Below are 17,773 nucleotides of genomic sequence, written 5' to 3' on the forward strand. Positions count from 1 at the left end.
TGTTGACTATCAAAGGGGGGCCTGGTAGCGAATGAGCCATCAGGCACTTCGTTTAACCTTTTGTAAATAATTCCCACAGACGACTGTGTAACTTACCCGCATAGGTTTTTACATCGAGGTGCGATGCATGGATGGTAAAAGGCGTAAACTGGTTGGCCGACGAAGGTAACGGCTCGATGCGGACGGTCCTCCCTGTGGTCCAGGTGCCCGCCAATCGTCGAACAGAGCCCGTCAGTCGTAGACCTGCATCCAGCAAATCCGTCTGGCAGGTCTCAGGGTGCTGCGCCATCGACAAATCCTGTGAAAACCGCTGGAGCTGGTTGGCATCAAACCACGACAATTCCGGCATGTGCAAGTGATCGAAGTGGCGGTCGTTACGGCAAAGGAACCGGAGCGAGAGTATTGATCTGCCAGCCGTTCGGCGGGAGGATACCTGCAAGTCGATTACTTCGAGGGGAGCCGTTTGGGAGGCAGTAGAGAGTTCTATATTCATAGCTGATGAAGGACAAAACAGGTATATGGTTATGACAACGTATTGTATTCACTGAATTTTGCGGATGGTGATAACCGAAGTATGGCCAAACCACATCATCGTAGATAAACCCCGTAGGAGCAGGTATGTTTTAATCTGGTATACTATGTTTCTATACGTAGATCATTTTTCGGGTCATCCCGCCGTCGACCACAAAGTTCTGGCCGGTGATAAAGCTGTTTTCAGGCGCTATCAGGAACAGAATCATTCGGGCTATATCATCGGCCTGACCTACCCGACCAGCCGGGTGCTGTGCATTATCTTCCGGACTGAGTTCATCCATTTTTGCTTTCGCTTTTTTCTTAAGTACCGATACATCGATCCATCCGGGACTGATTGCGTTAACCCGCACATCGGGGCCCAGGCTAATCGCTAATGAATGGGTCAGCGCCACAATGCCACCTTTACTGGCTGAGTAAGCAAACGTATCCGGCTCGGATTGAAACGCTCGGGTAGAACCAATGTTAATAATGCAGCCTTTTTGGGCGGCCAGAAACGGAGCGGTATGTTTCGCGCAGAGAAAGGGTCCGGTTAAATTGGTGCCAATCACGCGGTTCCACTCATCCAGGGTTAGTTTGTCAAGCGACTTTTCAACCATGATGGCGGCATTGTTAATGAGGGTGTCAATCTGACCAAAATGAGCAACCGTCTGTTCCGTAGCTTTCTTTACGTTGATTTCACTAGAGACATCGCAGGAGACAAATAGAATTTGCGCCGACGAGGCTTTGAATGCTTCGCGAAGTTCGGCAAGGGCATCTGTATCAGCCTCCCAGATGGCTACCCGATAGCCGTGCGTCAGTAAATACTGCGCGGTCACACGGCCAATACCCTGACCTCCGCCCGTAATGATCGCTGTTTTCATACAAGTTGGATAAACGCATCGAATGGCCAAACTACGCGGTTTTGGTAACACAACACTACCCCCGCCGGTTAACTTAAGCGTAACTTTATCGAACGGGCCGGGCTATTTTTGCTGCTATGCTTCAGATTGCGTTTTCGCCGGTGTACCGGCTCCGGTTGCCTGAAGGGCACCGGTTTCCCATGCTCAAGTACGAATTGATCCACGAACAACTGCTTTATGAGGGAACCTGCACGCAGGCTAATTTCTTCGGTCCTACGCCCGTCGACGACCGATGGGTGCTGGGTGTTCATACGCCGGATTATGTACAGGCGCTGAAAACGGGCACAGTCGACGCCAAAATGATGCGTCGGATTGGGTTTCCGTTAACGCCCGAATTGATTGAGCGTGAATGGATTATTACCCAGGGGACAATTGACTGTACGCAGCTTGCCCGTCGGGATGGCGTGGCCATGAATATTGCGGGCGGCACGCATCATGCGTTCCCGGATCGGGGCGAGGGATTCTGTATGCTCAACGATGTCGGTGTGGCAGCCCATTACCTGCTTGAAGCCGGACAGTCCCGGCAGATTCTGGTGATCGACCTGGATGTGCATCAGGGAAACGGAACCGCCTGCATGTTTCAGCACGAACCCCGGGTTTTTACATTCAGCATGCAAGGGCAAGACAATTATCCGCTCAAAAAAGAGCAATCCGATCTGGACATTAATCTGCCGACCGGTACAACCGACGACGTCTACCTAAACACGCTATATGACCTTTTGCCCGGCCTGATTCGGCAAGTGCAACCCGATTTTTTGTTTTATGTATCGGGCGTCGATATTCTGGCTTCTGACCGGCTGGGTAAATTGAGCGTAAGTCGGGATGGGTGCAAACAGCGGGATATTTTCGTATTCGAACAGGCAATCAAACATGGCTTGCCGATTGCTGTCTCAATGGGTGGCGGTTACTCGCCCCGCCTGACCGATATTGTCGAAGCCCATTGTAATACGTTCCGCGTAGCTGCCGATCTGTTTTTTTGATGGAAAAGCAGTCTTAATTAACTGAGCCAAGATACTGCTTGACTACCTACCGTTTATTTCGCGTTAATTCGGTTGTATCTTGCTCGCTTAAAAATTCGTCTACTGAAACGTAGTAAAACGGGGCATTGCGTTCGTTTTACATAGGACATGAAGCAAAATATCGTTAAAACCAGACTTAAAAATAATCAGCCCGTTTTGGGTGTGCTGTCTAATAGTAATGATCCGACCGTGGCCGAATTGTGTGGTTATTCGGGACTGGATTTTTACATGATCGATGGAGAACACAGTTCCGTCACTACATCTGAGGTACAGAACATTGTACGAGCCTGCGAATTAAGTGGCATCACGGCACTGGCCCGCGTTCGGAGTAACGACCCCAAACTGATCCTTCAGTTCTTAGATGCGGGCGTAATGGGCATCATGATGCCTGCCATTAGCACGGTTGCCGAAGCCGAAGCGCTGGTGCAGGCTGTCTATTATCCGCCCGTGGGTGCCCGTGGTTTTGCGCCCGTGCGCGCCAATGATTACCTGCTGGGCAGCATGAACCAGGGCGAGTTCGTTGCGTTTGCTAACGAGCAGGTGCTGGTACTGGCTCAAATTGAAGACAAGGAAGCCATTGACAATCTCGACGATTTACTAACCGTGGAAGGAATCGATGGATTTGTCATTGGTCCCCGCGATCTGGCCATGAGCATGGGCTACTATGATGGACCCGGCCATGACGAGGTAAAACGAACTATTGCCGGTGTAGTCGAAAAAATCAGAAAGGCTGGGCGCATTGCCGGTACCACAGCTGCCACTGGCGATCAGGCCAGAGCCTTGATTGATCGGGGTGTCCTGTTCTGCCTGAACTCATTCGCTGGTTTGTTAAAAACAGCCTCGACGGATTTTATGAAAGGGAGAGGGTAAGGGAGTGAGCAGTGAAGAGTTAAGAATGAAAAGTGAGGAATAATTAGTGTTTCCGTGAATTATTCTTCTCTTTTCATTCTTAACTCTTCACTTTTTTTTCTACCTTTGCAGCCTCATTTCCAATTTCATACAAACACATGTACGCAATCGTAGAGATCGCAGGGCAGCAATTCAAGATCCAGAAGGGTCGCCATATCTATACCCACCGGTTAGAAGGTGACGTGGACGCTGCACTTGCCTCCGACAAGGTGAAAATTCTCCTTGTTGACAACGAAGGGAGCATTACCGTTGGTGCTCCAACTGTCGCAGGAGCGACAGTATCGGCTAAAATAGTCGAACACCTTAAGGGCGAGAAGGTTATCATCTTCAAGAAAAAACGCCGGAAAGGATACAAAAAGAAAAACGGCCACCGTCAGTACTTGACGAAGGTCATGATCGAAGACATAACCCTCTAGTTTTTAGAAGTTTGTACTTTGTAAACTAGGTTTCTGTAACCTCAAGCTACAAACCACAAACAACAAACTTTTTCAGAAAATGGCACACAAGAAAGGTGTAGGTAGTTCCAGAAACGGCCGTGATTCGCAAAGCAAGCGGCTGGGTGTTAAGTTGTTCGGTGGCCAGTCGGCTATTCCAGGTAACATCATCGTCCGTCAGCGCGGTACGAAACACCACCCCGGCAAAAATGTCGGTTTAGGTAAAGACTATACGCTATTCGCGCTGGTAGCGGGTACGGTGAAATTCCGTCCGGGCCGCGATAGCCGCTCGTACGTGGATATCATCCCAGCAGAAACCGCTGCGGTTGAAGTAGCTGCTTAAAAAAGCTATAAGCCGATCCATTACGGCTTTTTGAAAACCGCTCAATGAATGTTGAGCGGTTTTTTTGTGCGTAAAAACTAAAAAAACGCAGCCACTGTTACGTCTGTGCGAATACCGCTTGACGTATCCGTAAACAGAAAACATTTTTGCCGATGAATCCTACGCTAAGCCGTCCCGTATCCATTTTTACGGAAGGAAGCCCCAATCCGAACTCCATGAAGTTCGTCGTTAATTTTGAACTGGTTCCCGAGGGACTGTCGTTCGATTATGCTACCCCAGGTGATGCCTTGCTTGATGGAAAAGCCTCTCCATTAACGGTTGCTCTGTTCGGGTTTGACTTTGTGCGCCGGGTGTTCATATCGGGCAACTTTGTAACCGTCACAAAGGACGACGAAACCGATTGGGATGATGTGTTGCTGGAAGTCAAACTCTTTCTTAAAGACTACTTTGGCGAGCAGAAACCTATCTTCTCGCAACGAACCGTAGAGACCAACACGACCAAGTTGGACATGGATTCTGAAACAGTCCAGAAGATAAAAGCGGTGCTGGATCAATACATCAAACCGGCCGTCGAGTCGGATGGAGGGGCCATCAGCTTTTATTCATTCGATGAGCCGAGTGGAACCGTAAAGGTATTGTTACAAGGTTCCTGCAGCGGTTGCCCATCATCCACCCTGACCCTTAAATCAGGTATCGAAAACCTGTTGACCCGTCTGGTACCCGAGGTTAAACTGGTAGAAGCAGAGGGCGTTTAAAGCCAATCCTTCGCCGGATGACCGGCGCATGTGTACTGAGCTGTGGTTTCGATGATCTATTTAAGGTCATCGAAACCACAGCTATTGTTTTAAGCATGTTCCAGTAGTTCAAGCCTTGGGTTGATGTACGTTTTCTGCTATGATGAAAAATAACCAAAGTAGGTAAGTTATTGAAAATTAGACTACTTATTGCTTCAGTCCGAACCGATAAATCAAAATAATTCTATTTTTAGTAACTCAGGCTTGCCGATTGCCGTTTACTTTGCAGTTCACTTGCCATTCAAATCGTAACTGCATGAGGTATTCGTTTGCTTTACTGTCAACTCTACTCATATCCATAACTAGTTTTTCGCAAAACTTACTCGGTATCTCTACCAGTCGGTATGGAGGAACTAATCGACTTTATATAAACCCGGCCCTGGCAGCCGATTCCCCGTCAAAATTTTACCTGAATGTTTTTACGGGCAATGGTCACGTAGACAATAACTACGTTCGGTATCAGGCTCCTTTTTCATTACTGCGTTTGATTACGGGCACTGTACCCCCCCAATATAAAAGTGCTGACGGGTCCATCAAGTTTTCGTCTGATTACACACGGGAAATGTTGAACGGGCGGGCTAAAAACGGCACAATCTGGGGCGAAGTGCGGGGCCCCGCTTTCCTGATAAAGACGGGCCAGAGCAGTGCGTTTGCGGTCACAACACGCTTCCGGGCTGTGGGGCAGGTCGTTGGTGCCTCCGAATCGTTACTGTCAGCGCTTCGGGCGAGTTTGAGCGATGGGGCTTTTTACAGCGTTCCCAGCAACGATAACAAATTCAGCGCCAACACGAACACGTATGCCGAGTTGGGGCTAACCTATGCCGGGGCGATCCTGGAAGGTGACGGCCGGAAACTTCTGCTTGGTGCAACCGCTAAATTTCTGCTCGGTTATAATGCGCAGCAGCTTATTAACAGAGGGTTGAATTACCGCATTGTCACAGATCCGAACAATTCCAGCAGTGCCCTATTGGAAGTGAATAAACTGGATGCGACCCTGGCTTATACAACTTTTCTGGAAAACCGCAGCCTGAATCCGCAGACGCTGTTCAATACGGCGGCACCTGGCAAGGGGCTGGGACTGGATGTTGGGCTAACTTATGTCGACCAATACGACGAAGATAGTCCTGCGTTGCAAATCGGGGTCGCCGTGACGGATATTGGTGGACTTACCTACACCGGACCTAAGTACAACTATAACGATTTGGGAGCCAGTCCAGCACAGTTCAGAGGAAGTGATTTCAATCAGATCAGTGGTCCACAGGGTATTGCCCAGGTTATCCAGAATAGATTGAATACAGGTCGTACTCCAGACAGTCAACGGTTCAATGCTGGCTTACCGACTTCGTTAAACCTCTCGGCTGATTATCAACTGCCGGGTGGATTGGGTATCAACGTGACATATCTGCAAGACCTACGGTCGATGCAGGCAACGGCTATTCACCAGCCGTCGCTGTTTGCTGTTACGCCCCGCTATGATGCGCGCTGGTTAAGCTTAGCCGCTCCGATTGCTTATCTCAATGGTGGCCTGACAGCCGGCGCTTCGGTGCGGGTGGGGCCGGGCTGGCTTGGAAGCGATAACCTGCTGGGATTACTGGGAAGCAGCTCCAATAGCATCAAGCCACGCGGTCTGGATCTCTACCTTGGGATAGCTTTTGGCATTGGCCGAGCCAATGACGAACGATACGATCGTTGATAATTTAATGCTCTTTTTGCGTAAATTTGATCAGGGGCTGCTTTTTCGTTGTTGGCAGCCCTCGACAAGGTAGTACGTTAACCGGGGATAAGGCCCTTTGGCATATTCTATTTTCAGCGGCTGACTAACTACTTTTATACCGTACAAAATTGCATAGAAAGGTCTGTTATGACCGAACGAGCTACTTTTTTCGACACACCGCTACTTTACCTGAAGGGGTTGGGGCCACAGCGCACGGAACTGCTCAACAAAGAGCTGAACCTGTTTACCTATGGCGACCTGATTCAATACTACCCTTTTCGCTACGACGACCGAACGCGCTACTACACCATCAGCGAATTGATGGATTCCATGCCATCGGCCCAGATTCGCGGCCGGCTCCGGGACTGGTATCTGGAAGGTGAAGGCCCTAAGAAGCGTCTTGTCGCTACCTTTACCGATGGTACGGGCTCGATGAGCCTGGTTTGGTTTCAGAGCATAACCTATCTGGAGAAATCGCTCCGGCGCGATGGTGAATACATCGTATATGGCAAGCCGCAGTCATTTAACGGCCAGTTCAGTATTGTTCATCCAGAGCTGGAAAATGCGAATACGCCCTCTGAAAATGAGCCCGGTTTCTTTCCTGTTTACAACCTCACCGAAAAGCTTCGCAAGCGCCACCTCGACAGCAAAGTTCTGGGTAAGGTCATGCGCCTGTTGCTGGAGCAATCCTGGACGCACATTCGCGAAACGCTGCCGGACTCTCTTATTCAGCAATATCGGCTGATTGGCAAGCGGGAAGCCATGTGGAACATCCACTTGCCGCAAAACCAGGCTTGGCTGAAACAGGCGCAGCGTCGACTAAAATTTGAGGAGTTATTCTACAACCAGCTACGGCTAATTAAAAATAAGCTGATTCAGAAGGAAGAGTTTCCGGGGCAGATTTTCCGGGACACGTCGCTGATGAAGCACTTCTACAAAGAACTTCTACCGTTTGAATTGACGGGGGCCCAGCAGCGGGTAATTAAAGAAATTTACGCCGATTTTCTGACGGGTAAGCAGATGAACCGGCTCCTGCAGGGCGATGTGGGCAGTGGCAAAACCATTGTCGCCTTCATTGCGTGTCTGATGGCCATTGGCAACGGTGCGCAGGCCTGCCTCATGGCACCAACCGAAATCCTGGCCGATCAGCACTACAATGGACTAAAGCCCTTTGCCGAGGCTATGGGCCTCAATTTGGGTATTCTGACGGGATCGACTAATAAAAAACGCCGGGTTGTGCTGCACGACGAACTTCAGTCGGGTAAGATGCACATTCTGGTAGGTACGCATGCGCTTCTGGAAGATGCCGTTCAGTACAAAAACCTGGGCTTGTGCATCATCGACGAACAGCACCGGTTTGGAGTAGCCCAGCGGGCCAAACTGTGGCGTAAAAACGAAACGGTACCGCCCCATATTCTGGTTATGACCGCTACGCCCATTCCGCGTACGCTGGCCATGACCCTGTATGGCAACCTCGATGTATCGACTATTGATGAACTACCCAAAGGCAGAAAGCCCATTAAAACGGTGCATAAGTACGATAAGCACCGGTCTGAAGTGTTTGGGTTTATGCGGCAGCAAATTGAACTTGGTCGGCAGGTGTATGTCGTATATCCGCTGATCGAAGAATCGGAGAAGCTGGATTACAAAGATCTGATGGATGGGTTCGAAAGCATGCAGCGGGCCTTCCCCCGGCCAAAATACGAGATTGGCATGCTGCACGGGAAGATGCTGGCCTACGAAAAAGATGATGAGATGAAGCGGTTTCTGAAACACGAAACCCATATTCTGGTCGCTACGACAGTCATAGAAGTAGGGGTTAACGTGCCCAATGCCAGCGTAATGGTTATTGAAAGCGCCGAGCGATTTGGTCTATCGCAACTGCATCAGTTGCGCGGGCGGGTAGGGCGGGGCTCTGACCAGTCTTATTGCATCATGATGACCGGCTACAAACTCAGCAGCGATACCCGCACCCGGCTCGAAACGATGGTGCGTACCAATAACGGTTTCGAAATTGCCGATGTGGATCTGCAACTGCGGGGGCCCGGCGATTTAACGGGTACCCAGCAGAGTGGCGTGATGGATTTAATGATTGCCGATCTGGCCAAAGATGGTGCGATTCTGACAGCTGCCCGCGAGTCGGCACAAGCCATTCTGGCCGAAGACCCTGAACTCCTCCTTCCTCAACACGCGCCCATCCGCAATCACGTTGACGGACTCAAGCAAACCGAAAATAATTGGGGACGAATTTCATAAGCTAATGAGATCATAACTGACTGGCTAGGTTGATTTTATCTTAATAATTGTGAAATACCGCTAAAAAATGTTAAAAAAAGATATGGATAGGATAAGAAACAGTGAGTAAAAACCCTCACTAACCTGACTTTAACCTGTTAATAATCTCTATTAAAAACAGGTTGTCCATGCAAAAAATATTTACCCAGAGAAAGGTCTTCGTTCAACACGAAGGAGCCTTTCTATCAAACGCGATCTGGCTACGGCAAGTAGTGTTCTGCTCGTTGTTCCTGCTCGGTCTGCTCGGCTCGGTGGGGGCTTTCGCCCAAACCAAGGTGTCCGGTAAAGTCGTTGATGCCCAGGGCCTGGCCCTGCCTGGTGTCAGCATTGTGGTTAAAGGAACCACAACAGGTACGGTGTCAGCTGCTCAGGGAGATTACTCGCTAAATCTGGCTCGGGGCAATGAGACACTGGTCTTTTCCTACATTGGCTTCCTGAGCCAGGAAATACCCGTTAACAATCGCAGCACCATCAACATTACGCTCGCTTCGGACGATAAGATGTTGAACGAAGTCGTTGTTGTCGGATACGGTGAGCAGAAGAAAGAAACCGTAACGGGTGCCGTTGCTACTGTAAAAGGCACCGATCTGGTTAAGTCGCCAGCGATGAACCTGAGTAACTCCATTGCTGGCCGGATGCCAGGCGTTATTGCCACCAATAATAGTGGTGAGCCGGGCTATGATGGCGCTGCCATTCGTATCCGGGGCTCTAATACGCTGGGGAACAACGATGCGCTGATCGTTATCGATGGTGTGCCCGCGCGGGCTGGGGGTATCGACCGCCTGAACCCGGCGGATATTGAAAGCATGTCAGTCCTGAAAGATGCCTCGGCAGCTATCTACGGCTCACGGGCTGCCAACGGGGTAATTCTGGTAACGACCAAACGGGGTAAGAGTGGTAAGCCGGAGTTGTCATACAGCTTCAACCAAGGCTTTGGCCAACCGACTGTTGTTCCTAAAATGGCCACGGCGGCTGAATATGCTCAGTTGAACAACGAAATCAACCTGTACAATAACCTGCCTGCTGGGTATTGGAAAGATGCCAATGCGGCTTTCAACGCCACTGGAAGCTACACTCGTCCTGACAATGGACTAGTCGTTAAAGCGGCCTACTCGCCCGACGATATCAAGAAGTTTCAGGATGGTTCTGATCCCTGGGGACACCCGAATACCGATTGGTTCGGCGCAGCGCTGAAAACCTGGTCTCCACAGTCGCGCCATACGTTGCAGCTGGTGGGTGGTTCGGAAAACATCAAGTACCTGACCTCCGTCAACTACCAAAACCAGGATGCTTATTACAAAAACTCGGCTACGGGGTACAAACAGTATGACTTTCGTCTGAATCTAGATGCCAAAATCAGTAAGTATATCAACTTAGTGACAGGCGTCGTGGGTCGTCAGGAAAATCGTTTCTTCCCAACCGTTGGTGCTGGTGACATTTTCCGGATGCTGGCACGGGGCTATCCAAACAAACCAGCTTTCTGGCCCAATGGCTTACCCGCTCCTGATATTGAGAACGGGCAGCAGCCCGTACTGGTTTCGACCAGCGCGACAGGGTACGATAGAGATACCCGGTATTATCTGCAAAGCAATGCCAGCTTAAACATTACCAATCCATGGGTACCGGGCTTGAAACTGACCGCCAGCGTTGCGTTGGACAAATACATTCAGCAAGGCAAAAAGTGGCAGACGCCCTGGTTCGTGTATAGCTGGGATTATACCTCCTACGATCCGACAACGAAAGAACCGCTTCTTCAGCGCGTACAAAAAGGACCCGCTCAATCGACCCTTAATCAGTACACGAACGATCAGTTCAACTCACTGCTGTCTGGTATTTTATCCTACGACCATACGTTTGGCGCAAGCCATGCCGTCACCTTGCTGGCAGGTATTACGAAAGAACAGTCCAATTCGAACGGTTTCCGGGGTTTCCGCCAGTACTTTAACTCGACGGCCATCGATCAGTTGTTTGCCGGCGGAAGCTCCCAGCAGGTGGCTACCAATGATCCTACCCAAACGCCAATCTGGCAGCGGGCTCGTATGAGCTACTTTGGCCGGGCTGCCTATAATTATAAAGAGCGCTATCTGGTTGAGTTCCTGGGTCGGTATGATGGTTCGTATATGTTTCCTCGTTCGAGCCGTTGGGGTTTCTTCCCCGGCGTGACGGCGGGCTGGCGCATTTCGGAAGAGAACTTCTTTAAGAAAGCTGCGCCAATAGTTAGCTCTCTGAAACTACGGGCATCCTGGGGTCAGCTGGGTAATGATCAGGTGTATTTCAACGGGGCTTTACGAGAGTACGATTACCTGCCAACGTATGCCTACGGCGACCGTGCCAACTCAAACTGGGGCTATGTGATAAACAATCAGGTATCGCAGACGCTCTATGAGAATGGCGTTCCAAATACGTCACTGACCTGGGAAGTAGCCAACAATGCAGACATCGGTCTGGAAGGCTCTTTGCTCAATGGGAAAGTATTCTTCGAGTTCGACGTGTTCCAGAACAAGCGGTCGAACATCCTATGGCGCAAGAGTGCATCCATCCCGCAAACAACGGGAGCTACCTTGCCCGCTACCAACATCGGTAAGGTTACTAACAAAGGGTATGAATTCCGGGTGGGTTACAACGGACAGGCTGGCGACTTCAAGTATAGCGTTAGTGTAAACGGTGGCTATGCGAAGAACACCATTACGTTCTGGGACGAAACACCGGGAGCGCCTGAGTGGCAGCGGTCAACGGGTAAGCCAATCCCAACCGACGTGAACAACCCGAACAATGCCAACGGTACTTTGATGTATCAGTATGATGGTATTTTCGCTACACAGGCCGATATTGACGCCAACAAGCTGGATTACAGTGGTGTAGGCGCTAGCTTGCTGCGTCCTGGCGATATGAAGCTGAAAGACATCGATGGCAATGGCAAGATTGATGCAAACGACCGTGTACGAGCCGACCGCAACAACCAGCCCCGTTTCCAGGGTGGTCTGAATGCCAGTGTCCGCTACAAAAACTTCGACCTGAGCATCCTGTTCCAGGGCTCGACTGGTGGACAAATCTTCCTGCAAACGGAGTCGGGTACTATTGGTAACTTCCTGCAATACAGCTACGATCACCGCTGGACAGTGGATAACCCAAGCACCGTTGACCCACGCATTGTGGACCGTAGCAACCAGTACTTCTCCAACGGTACTACCTACTGGATTCGCAGCACGAACTATGTTCGTCTGAAAAACCTGGAGCTGGGCTATACTCTGCCAAGTGCTCTTGGCAACAAGATTGGCCTGAACAACTTACGGGTGTACGTAAACGGTTTGAATCTGGCCACATACGCACCAGCCATGAAAGGCATATTTGATCCAGAATCGACGAATAGTGGGGGACAGTATTACCCACAGGCACGGGTGATCAATGCGGGTTTAACACTTAGTTTCTAAAAGATTAATCAGATTAGTATGAATTATATAGCAAAGTGTCTATCGTTCAGCCTGCTGTTGGGCACAACGATGATCGCCTGTAACACCGACTTCCTGGACACCAAACCGCTCGATAAGGTATCGGGCGATGCAGTCTGGGCCGACCGTTCCCTCTCCGAAGCCTTTGTAACGGATGTGTACAACGGTATTCGGGATGGTCTGCTGGATCAGATGAGTTTAGACTGCCAGACCGATAACGCCCTCTATAGCTTTGGCAAACAGGACGTAAACGAAGCCAACGTTAGTCCATCGAACACGGGTACAGTTAAAAGTACGATGGAGTGGCAGGAAATGTACGCCCGGATTCGGTCCGCTAACATTGCCCTGTCGAAACTAGCCAAGCCTACATTTGACAATACGGGTAACCTGGCTGGACGGATGCGCGGAGAGATGTACTTTATGCGTGCTTATTTCTACAACCAGCTGTTGCGTTATTATGGGGCTGTCCCCATCATCAAAACGCCGTATACGCTGGATGAGGGAGATTTTACGGTCGCTCGTAATACGTATGAAGAGTGCGTCAATGCTATCGTTACCGATCTGGACTCCGCTTCTGCGTTGTTAAAAGGACGTAGTATGGAATCTGGCCGGGCCACTATGGGAGCCGCTATGGCCCTTAAAGCACGGGTTCTTTTGTATGCTGCCAGTGATTTGCACGACATCCCGACAGCCAAAGCTAAGTCGAGTGTCATCGCCAGCTTTGCTAACCCTGAGCTATTGGGTTACGTGAGTGGTGACCGGACGGCCCGTTGGAAAAAAGCCCAGGACGCAGCGAAAGCCGTTATGGACCTGAATCAGTACGGGTACAAATTGAATCTGGCTGCGCCTGTTACACCTGCCGAAGGGCAACAGAATTACATCAACCTGTCGCTGTCGCAAAACGGGGGTGAAACCGATGGTATTTTCCTGAAATACTACATCCGGGCATCTAATGATGACTGGGGCTCCTGGTTCCCACGTAACAACCAGCCTAACGGATACCACGGCTGGACGTCCAGCGAACCGACCCAGCAGATGGTAGATAACTACGAGATGATGGATGGAACCAAGTTCGATTGGAAAAACCCAGCCCATGCCGCAGCTCCTTACGAAAACCGCGATCCCCGTTTCTATGCCTCAATTCTGTATGACGGTGCGCAGTGGAAACCCCGTACGCCCGATGGCGCTGGTATTGACCCCGCCGGACAGATTCAGATGGGCGAATACGAAGTGGGCTCATCAGCTGCTCCAACCAAGTTTTCGGGTCTGGACACGCGCAATAGCACCATCGAAAACTGGAATGGTACCTGGACGGGCTATGCCATCCGTAAGTTTTTCAATACGGATGTTTCGATTGTCGATCAGAACATTCGTCAGGAAATCCCATCCATTCAGATTCGTTACACGGAAGTCGTGCTGAACTACGCTGAAGCCTGTTTGATGCTGGGTCAGGAAGCGGAAGCTAAAAAGTGGATCAACGCCGTTCGCTTCCGGGTGGGTATGCCTGCCGTTACCGAAACTGGGGCCGCTCTGATTGCGCGTTACCAGAATGAGCGAAACGTTGAAATGTTCCTGGAAGATCAGCGTTTTTACGACGTTCGCCGGTGGATGATCGCGCCAACCGTACTTGGCCAACAGGCCCGCATTATTGCGATTACGGGCAAACTCAAACCAGGTAAGACCGTCACGACCTACAAGTATAGCAAAGACAACTATACATATACTTACCAGGTACAGGACTTGGGAACGGGTAAAGAAAACCGGAAATGGGCCGACAAGATTTACTTCCTGCCCATTAGCCGCGACGAAATCAACCGGAACAATAAACTGATACAAAATCCCGGTTATTAAGCGTAGCGACTGCGTTATTTTATTTCTTAAAAATGCCAGTACTCACGGGTACTGGCATTTTTGATTTATTTTTAGAGAATTTATTTATAAAAGCCTGCCGTCTGTGAAACCGTTTATTCCCTTCGTTCTGCTAATTACTGCTACTTACCTGATTGGATGTAAAGAGTCCACCTCGACTGAGAAAACGGCTCAGGTGGATGGCCCCCCCTTGTTTACGTCCCTGACACCCGACCAAACCGGTATCACATTCGCTAACAATCTTACAGAGGGGCTGAATACGAACGTGTTGATGTACGAATATTTCTACAATGGTGGCGGAGTCGCTATCGGCGACCTGAATGGCGACGGCTTCGATGACATTTACTTCAGTGGGAATATGGTACCCAATCAGTTGTATCTTAACAAAGGAAAGGCTGCCCCCATGCAGTTTACTGACATAACCGCAGCCGCTGGCGTAGCCGGGCGGGAAGGACCCTGGCGAACCGGTGTTTCGATGGCCGATGTTAATGCCGATGGGCGGCTTGATCTATTTGTCTGTTATTCAGGAAGTCTGCCCCCTCAGAAACGGATTCCCCAGTTATTTATCAACGAAGGAACGGATGCTCAGGGAGTGCCTCACTTTTCAGACCAAACAGCCCAGTATGGACTGGACCGGCCGGAGCAAAGCACGCAGGGCGTCTTTTTTGATTATGATCTGGATGGTGACCTTGACCTGTTTCTGCTCAATCACAATCCGCGGCTGTTGCCCATTCTTGACCCGCAGGCAACTGCCGCTATCATGAAACAACCTAATCCGGAAATTGGCGTTCGGTTACTGAAAAATAGCGGGAAACGGTTTGAGGATGTTACCGAGCAGAGCGGCTTGAGTAGTTCCGCCCTGAGTTATGGCCTGGGAATCGGGGTGTCGGACCTGAATAGCGATGGATGGCCTGACCTGTATATCTCCAATGATTATGGAGTTCCTGATTATCTCTACATCAATGACCAAAAGGGTAAGTTTACGAATCAACTGAAAAGCAGTATCGGGCACACGTCCAATTTCTCAATGGGTAATGCCATTGCCGATGTCAACAACGATACACGCCCCGACATTCTGACACTGGACATGCTGCCCGAAGATAACAGACGCCAAAAACTGTTGATGGCGCCGGATAATTACGACAAGTATGCGCTTAGTGTAGCCTCGGGGTTTCATCATCAGAACATGCGGAACATGCTGCAGCTTAATCAGGGCACGGAGCTGGTTTCTGCCAAAAAAAATGCCGCATCATCCACGCCTTACTTTAGTGAAATAGGCCAGCTAGCGGGCATCTCAAACACCGACTGGAGCTGGTCGCCCTTGCTGGCCGATTATGATAACGATGGATGGAAAGACTTGTACGTAACCAATGGTTACGTACGGGACTATACCAATCAGGATTTCCTGAAATATATGACTGACTACATGAAAAATCGCCCGGCGAATTTTCGACGCGAAGATGTTCTGGAACTGGTTCACCGCATACCTTCGTCAAATGTAGTGAACTACATGTTTCAGAATCGCGGTAGTCAGACGGATGAGGTAACTTTTTCCAATGTCGGGGTGGCCTGGGGGTTAACGCAGCATTCGAACAGTACCGGCGCAGCCTATGCCGATCTGGACAACGACGGTGATCTGGACCTCGTCGTCAACAATACAAACCAGCCCGCCTTTGTTTTTCAGAACGAAGCCAACAAGGAGCGCAAGCACCATTATCTGGCCATACAACTCGTTGGGAGTGGAGCCAACACACAGGGCGTAGGTGCCAAACTAATGCTCTACCGAAAAGGACGTCAGCAATATGTGGAGCAGATGCCAACGCAGGGCTATCAATCGAGTGTGTCACCCCGGTTGCATTTTGGCCTGGGCGCTGATCCCGTTATTGACTCGCTGCGCATTGTATGGCCAACGGGGAAGCAGCAGGTACTAACAAACGTACATTCGGATCAGCTACTGAAACTGGACGAAAAAGAGGCTCGGTCAACGTATAAAACTCCTCGACCGGTACCGGCGCTTTTTAAAGAGGTAAGTTCTCCGGTTGCATTTGCCGACCCCGTCAAGCAGATCAACGATTTTAAGCGACAACCCCTGCTCGTCAATGCGCAATCGTTCAATGGCCCGTGTCTGGTCAAGGCCGATGTCAATGGCGATGGTCGGGAGGATCTGTATGCCGGAGGAGGCAACGGGCAGGCGGGGGCACTGTTTATTCAACAGGCGTCGGGGCAGTTTAGTCGGCTGGCGCAACCCGCTTTTGACGCCGATAAACAGAGCAACGATGCCGATGCTGTTTTCTTCGACGCCAATGCCGATGGGTTTCCTGATCTCTATGTTTGCAGTGGCGGCTATGATAATTTTCAGCCCGATGATCCGAACTTACAGGATCGGCTCTACCTCAATGATGGCAAAGGTAAGTTTACTAAAAGCCCCGGCGCATTGCCTGTTATGCGCAGCAGTAAAAGCTGTGTCCGGGTAGCCGACGTAAATGGCGACGGTCGGCCGGACCTGTTCGTGGGTGGGCGCGTTGTTCCCGGCCGCTACCCCGAAACGCCCCCCAGCTACCTATTGATCAACGCGACGAAAACGCGAGGTGGCCAGCCCAGTTTTGCTAATCAAACGGCGACATTGGCCCCTATACTTTCGAGCCTGGGTATGGTGACGGATGCCGCCTGGATTGACCTGAACAACGACCGCAAACCTGAGTTAGCAATTGTTGGCGAGTGGATGCCAATTACGGTACTTGGACTAACAAACGGTACTGGTCAGCTAACCGATCAAACAAAAACATATTTTGAGAAGGAATATCGGGGATGGTGGAACAAACTGCTGGTCGATGATTTCAATGGCGACGGTCGCCCCGATCTGGTTGTTGGGAATCAGGGGCTTAACACCCAAGGCCGAGCCAGTGACAAAGAACCCGCCGAGTTGATCTACAAAGACTTCGATAACAACGGCAAAGTAGATCCGATTCTGTGCCTGTATGTACAGGGCAAATCGTACCCGCATGCCACCCGCGACGAACTGTTGGATCAGCTCGGCATGTTGCGTCACCGATTCACCAACTACGATAGCTATTCGAACGCCACACTGGCTGATGTCTTTACCGATGCCGAGCTGAGCGGAACGAACAAGCTGACGGCGAATCAACTGACAACAACCTATTTTGCCAGTACACCCACCGGTAAGCTGGTCGAGAAACCGTTGCCCTTGTCTGTTCAGGAGTCGCCCGTCTTTACCCTGACGACGCTGGACTTCGATCAGGATGGCCACAAAGACCTGTTACTTTGCGGCAATACCGCCCAGACTCGCCTGCGCTTTGGCCGGGCCGATGCAAACGCTGGGCTATTGCTGCGGGGGGATGGCCGGGGAGGTTTCTCTGCTGTGCCGCAACAGCAGGCTGGTTTCCGGCTGTCGGGCGATGTACGAAGCGTATTACCAATAGGTAAAACACTACTATTTGGCCTCAATCAACAGGGCATCCGGGCTTACCAACCTACCGAGAGTAAGTAACTGATA

Annotated in this window: 12 protein-coding genes; 10 read left to right on the top strand and 2 right to left on the bottom strand. The window is 50.5% G+C overall.

Features of this window, described 5'->3' with window-relative positions:
- Positions 1 to 52: 52 nt before the first annotated feature.
- Positions 53 to 493 carry a hypothetical protein gene (locus SD10_RS09240; RefSeq protein ID WP_046573544.1) on the bottom strand — a complete coding sequence of 147 codons (441 nt, stop codon included), beginning with the start codon at positions 491 to 493 and terminating at the stop codon, positions 53 to 55.
- Positions 494 to 644: 151 nt separating this feature from the next.
- The gene (locus SD10_RS09245; RefSeq protein WP_046573545.1) at positions 645 to 1,394 is read right to left on the bottom strand and encodes an SDR family oxidoreductase; all 750 of its coding nucleotides are present in this window, start codon (positions 1,392 to 1,394) and stop codon (positions 645 to 647) included.
- A 116-nt stretch (positions 1,395 to 1,510) separates the two neighbouring features.
- Between SD10_RS09245 and SD10_RS09250 the strand changes: the two genes are divergently transcribed.
- The 10 genes from SD10_RS09250 (at position 1,511) to SD10_RS09295 (ending at position 17,767) form a co-directional block, all read left to right on the top strand.
- Entirely contained in the window at positions 1,511 to 2,413 is a 903-nt protein-coding gene (locus SD10_RS09250; protein ID WP_046573546.1) for a histone deacetylase family protein, read from the top strand.
- Positions 2,414 to 2,560: 147 nt separating this feature from the next.
- Positions 2,561 to 3,322, top strand: coding sequence for an HpcH/HpaI aldolase family protein (locus tag SD10_RS09255; protein ID WP_046573547.1), 762 nt, complete (start codon positions 2,561 to 2,563; stop codon positions 3,320 to 3,322).
- Positions 3,323 to 3,459: 137 nt separating this feature from the next.
- Positions 3,460 to 3,777 carry a 50S ribosomal protein L21 gene (gene rplU / locus SD10_RS09260; protein ID WP_046573548.1) on the top strand — a complete coding sequence of 106 codons (318 nt, stop codon included), beginning with the start codon at positions 3,460 to 3,462 and terminating at the stop codon, positions 3,775 to 3,777.
- Between the two features lie 79 nt (positions 3,778 to 3,856).
- Entirely contained in the window at positions 3,857 to 4,138 is a 282-nt protein-coding gene (rpmA, locus tag SD10_RS09265) for a 50S ribosomal protein L27 (protein WP_046573549.1), read from the top strand.
- A gap of 152 nt (positions 4,139 to 4,290) precedes the next feature.
- Positions 4,291 to 4,893, top strand: a complete 603-nt coding sequence (locus SD10_RS09270; RefSeq protein ID WP_046573550.1) for a NifU family protein — start codon at positions 4,291 to 4,293, stop codon at positions 4,891 to 4,893.
- Between the two features lie 295 nt (positions 4,894 to 5,188).
- Positions 5,189 to 6,625 carry a DUF5723 family protein gene (locus tag SD10_RS09275; RefSeq protein WP_046573551.1) on the top strand — a complete coding sequence of 479 codons (1,437 nt, stop codon included), beginning with the start codon at positions 5,189 to 5,191 and terminating at the stop codon, positions 6,623 to 6,625.
- Positions 6,626 to 6,793: 168 nt separating this feature from the next.
- Positions 6,794 to 8,902, top strand: coding sequence for an ATP-dependent DNA helicase RecG (gene recG / locus SD10_RS09280; RefSeq protein WP_046573552.1), 2,109 nt, complete (start codon positions 6,794 to 6,796; stop codon positions 8,900 to 8,902).
- Between the two features lie 167 nt (positions 8,903 to 9,069).
- Positions 9,070 to 12,372, top strand: coding sequence for a SusC/RagA family TonB-linked outer membrane protein (locus tag SD10_RS09285; protein WP_046573553.1), 3,303 nt, complete (start codon positions 9,070 to 9,072; stop codon positions 12,370 to 12,372).
- 18 nt (positions 12,373 to 12,390) lie between these two features.
- On the top strand, positions 12,391 to 14,241 hold the full coding sequence (locus SD10_RS09290; protein WP_046573554.1) for a RagB/SusD family nutrient uptake outer membrane protein: 1,851 nt from the start codon (positions 12,391 to 12,393) through the stop codon (positions 14,239 to 14,241).
- Between the two features lie 103 nt (positions 14,242 to 14,344).
- Positions 14,345 to 17,767, top strand: a complete 3,423-nt coding sequence (locus SD10_RS09295) for a VCBS repeat-containing protein (RefSeq protein WP_046573555.1) — start codon at positions 14,345 to 14,347, stop codon at positions 17,765 to 17,767.
- The last annotated feature ends 6 nt before the right edge of the window (positions 17,768 to 17,773 follow it).

The sequence above is a fragment of the Spirosoma radiotolerans genome, assembly GCF_000974425.1.
GTDB lineage: Bacteria > Bacteroidota > Bacteroidia > Cytophagales > Spirosomataceae > Spirosoma > Spirosoma radiotolerans.

Bases quoted from the DNA above. Each gene is read 5' to 3' on its own strand.
- SD10_RS09240 (WP_046573544.1), bottom strand. From the start codon at position 493: ATGAATATAGAACTCTCTACTGCCTCCCAAACGGCTCCCCTCGAAGTA.
- SD10_RS09245 (WP_046573545.1), bottom strand. From the start codon at position 1,394: ATGAAAACAGCGATCATTACGGGCGGAGGTCAGGGTATTGGCCGTGTG.
- SD10_RS09250 (WP_046573546.1), top strand. From the start codon at position 1,511: ATGCTTCAGATTGCGTTTTCGCCGGTGTACCGGCTCCGGTTGCCTGAA.
- SD10_RS09255 (WP_046573547.1), top strand. From the start codon at position 2,561: ATGAAGCAAAATATCGTTAAAACCAGACTTAAAAATAATCAGCCCGTT.
- rplU (WP_046573548.1), top strand. From the start codon at position 3,460: ATGTACGCAATCGTAGAGATCGCAGGGCAGCAATTCAAGATCCAGAAG.
- rpmA (WP_046573549.1), top strand. From the start codon at position 3,857: ATGGCACACAAGAAAGGTGTAGGTAGTTCCAGAAACGGCCGTGATTCG.
- SD10_RS09270 (WP_046573550.1), top strand. From the start codon at position 4,291: ATGAATCCTACGCTAAGCCGTCCCGTATCCATTTTTACGGAAGGAAGC.
- SD10_RS09275 (WP_046573551.1), top strand. From the start codon at position 5,189: ATGAGGTATTCGTTTGCTTTACTGTCAACTCTACTCATATCCATAACT.
- recG (WP_046573552.1), top strand. From the start codon at position 6,794: ATGACCGAACGAGCTACTTTTTTCGACACACCGCTACTTTACCTGAAG.
- SD10_RS09285 (WP_046573553.1), top strand. From the start codon at position 9,070: ATGCAAAAAATATTTACCCAGAGAAAGGTCTTCGTTCAACACGAAGGA.
- SD10_RS09290 (WP_046573554.1), top strand. From the start codon at position 12,391: ATGAATTATATAGCAAAGTGTCTATCGTTCAGCCTGCTGTTGGGCACA.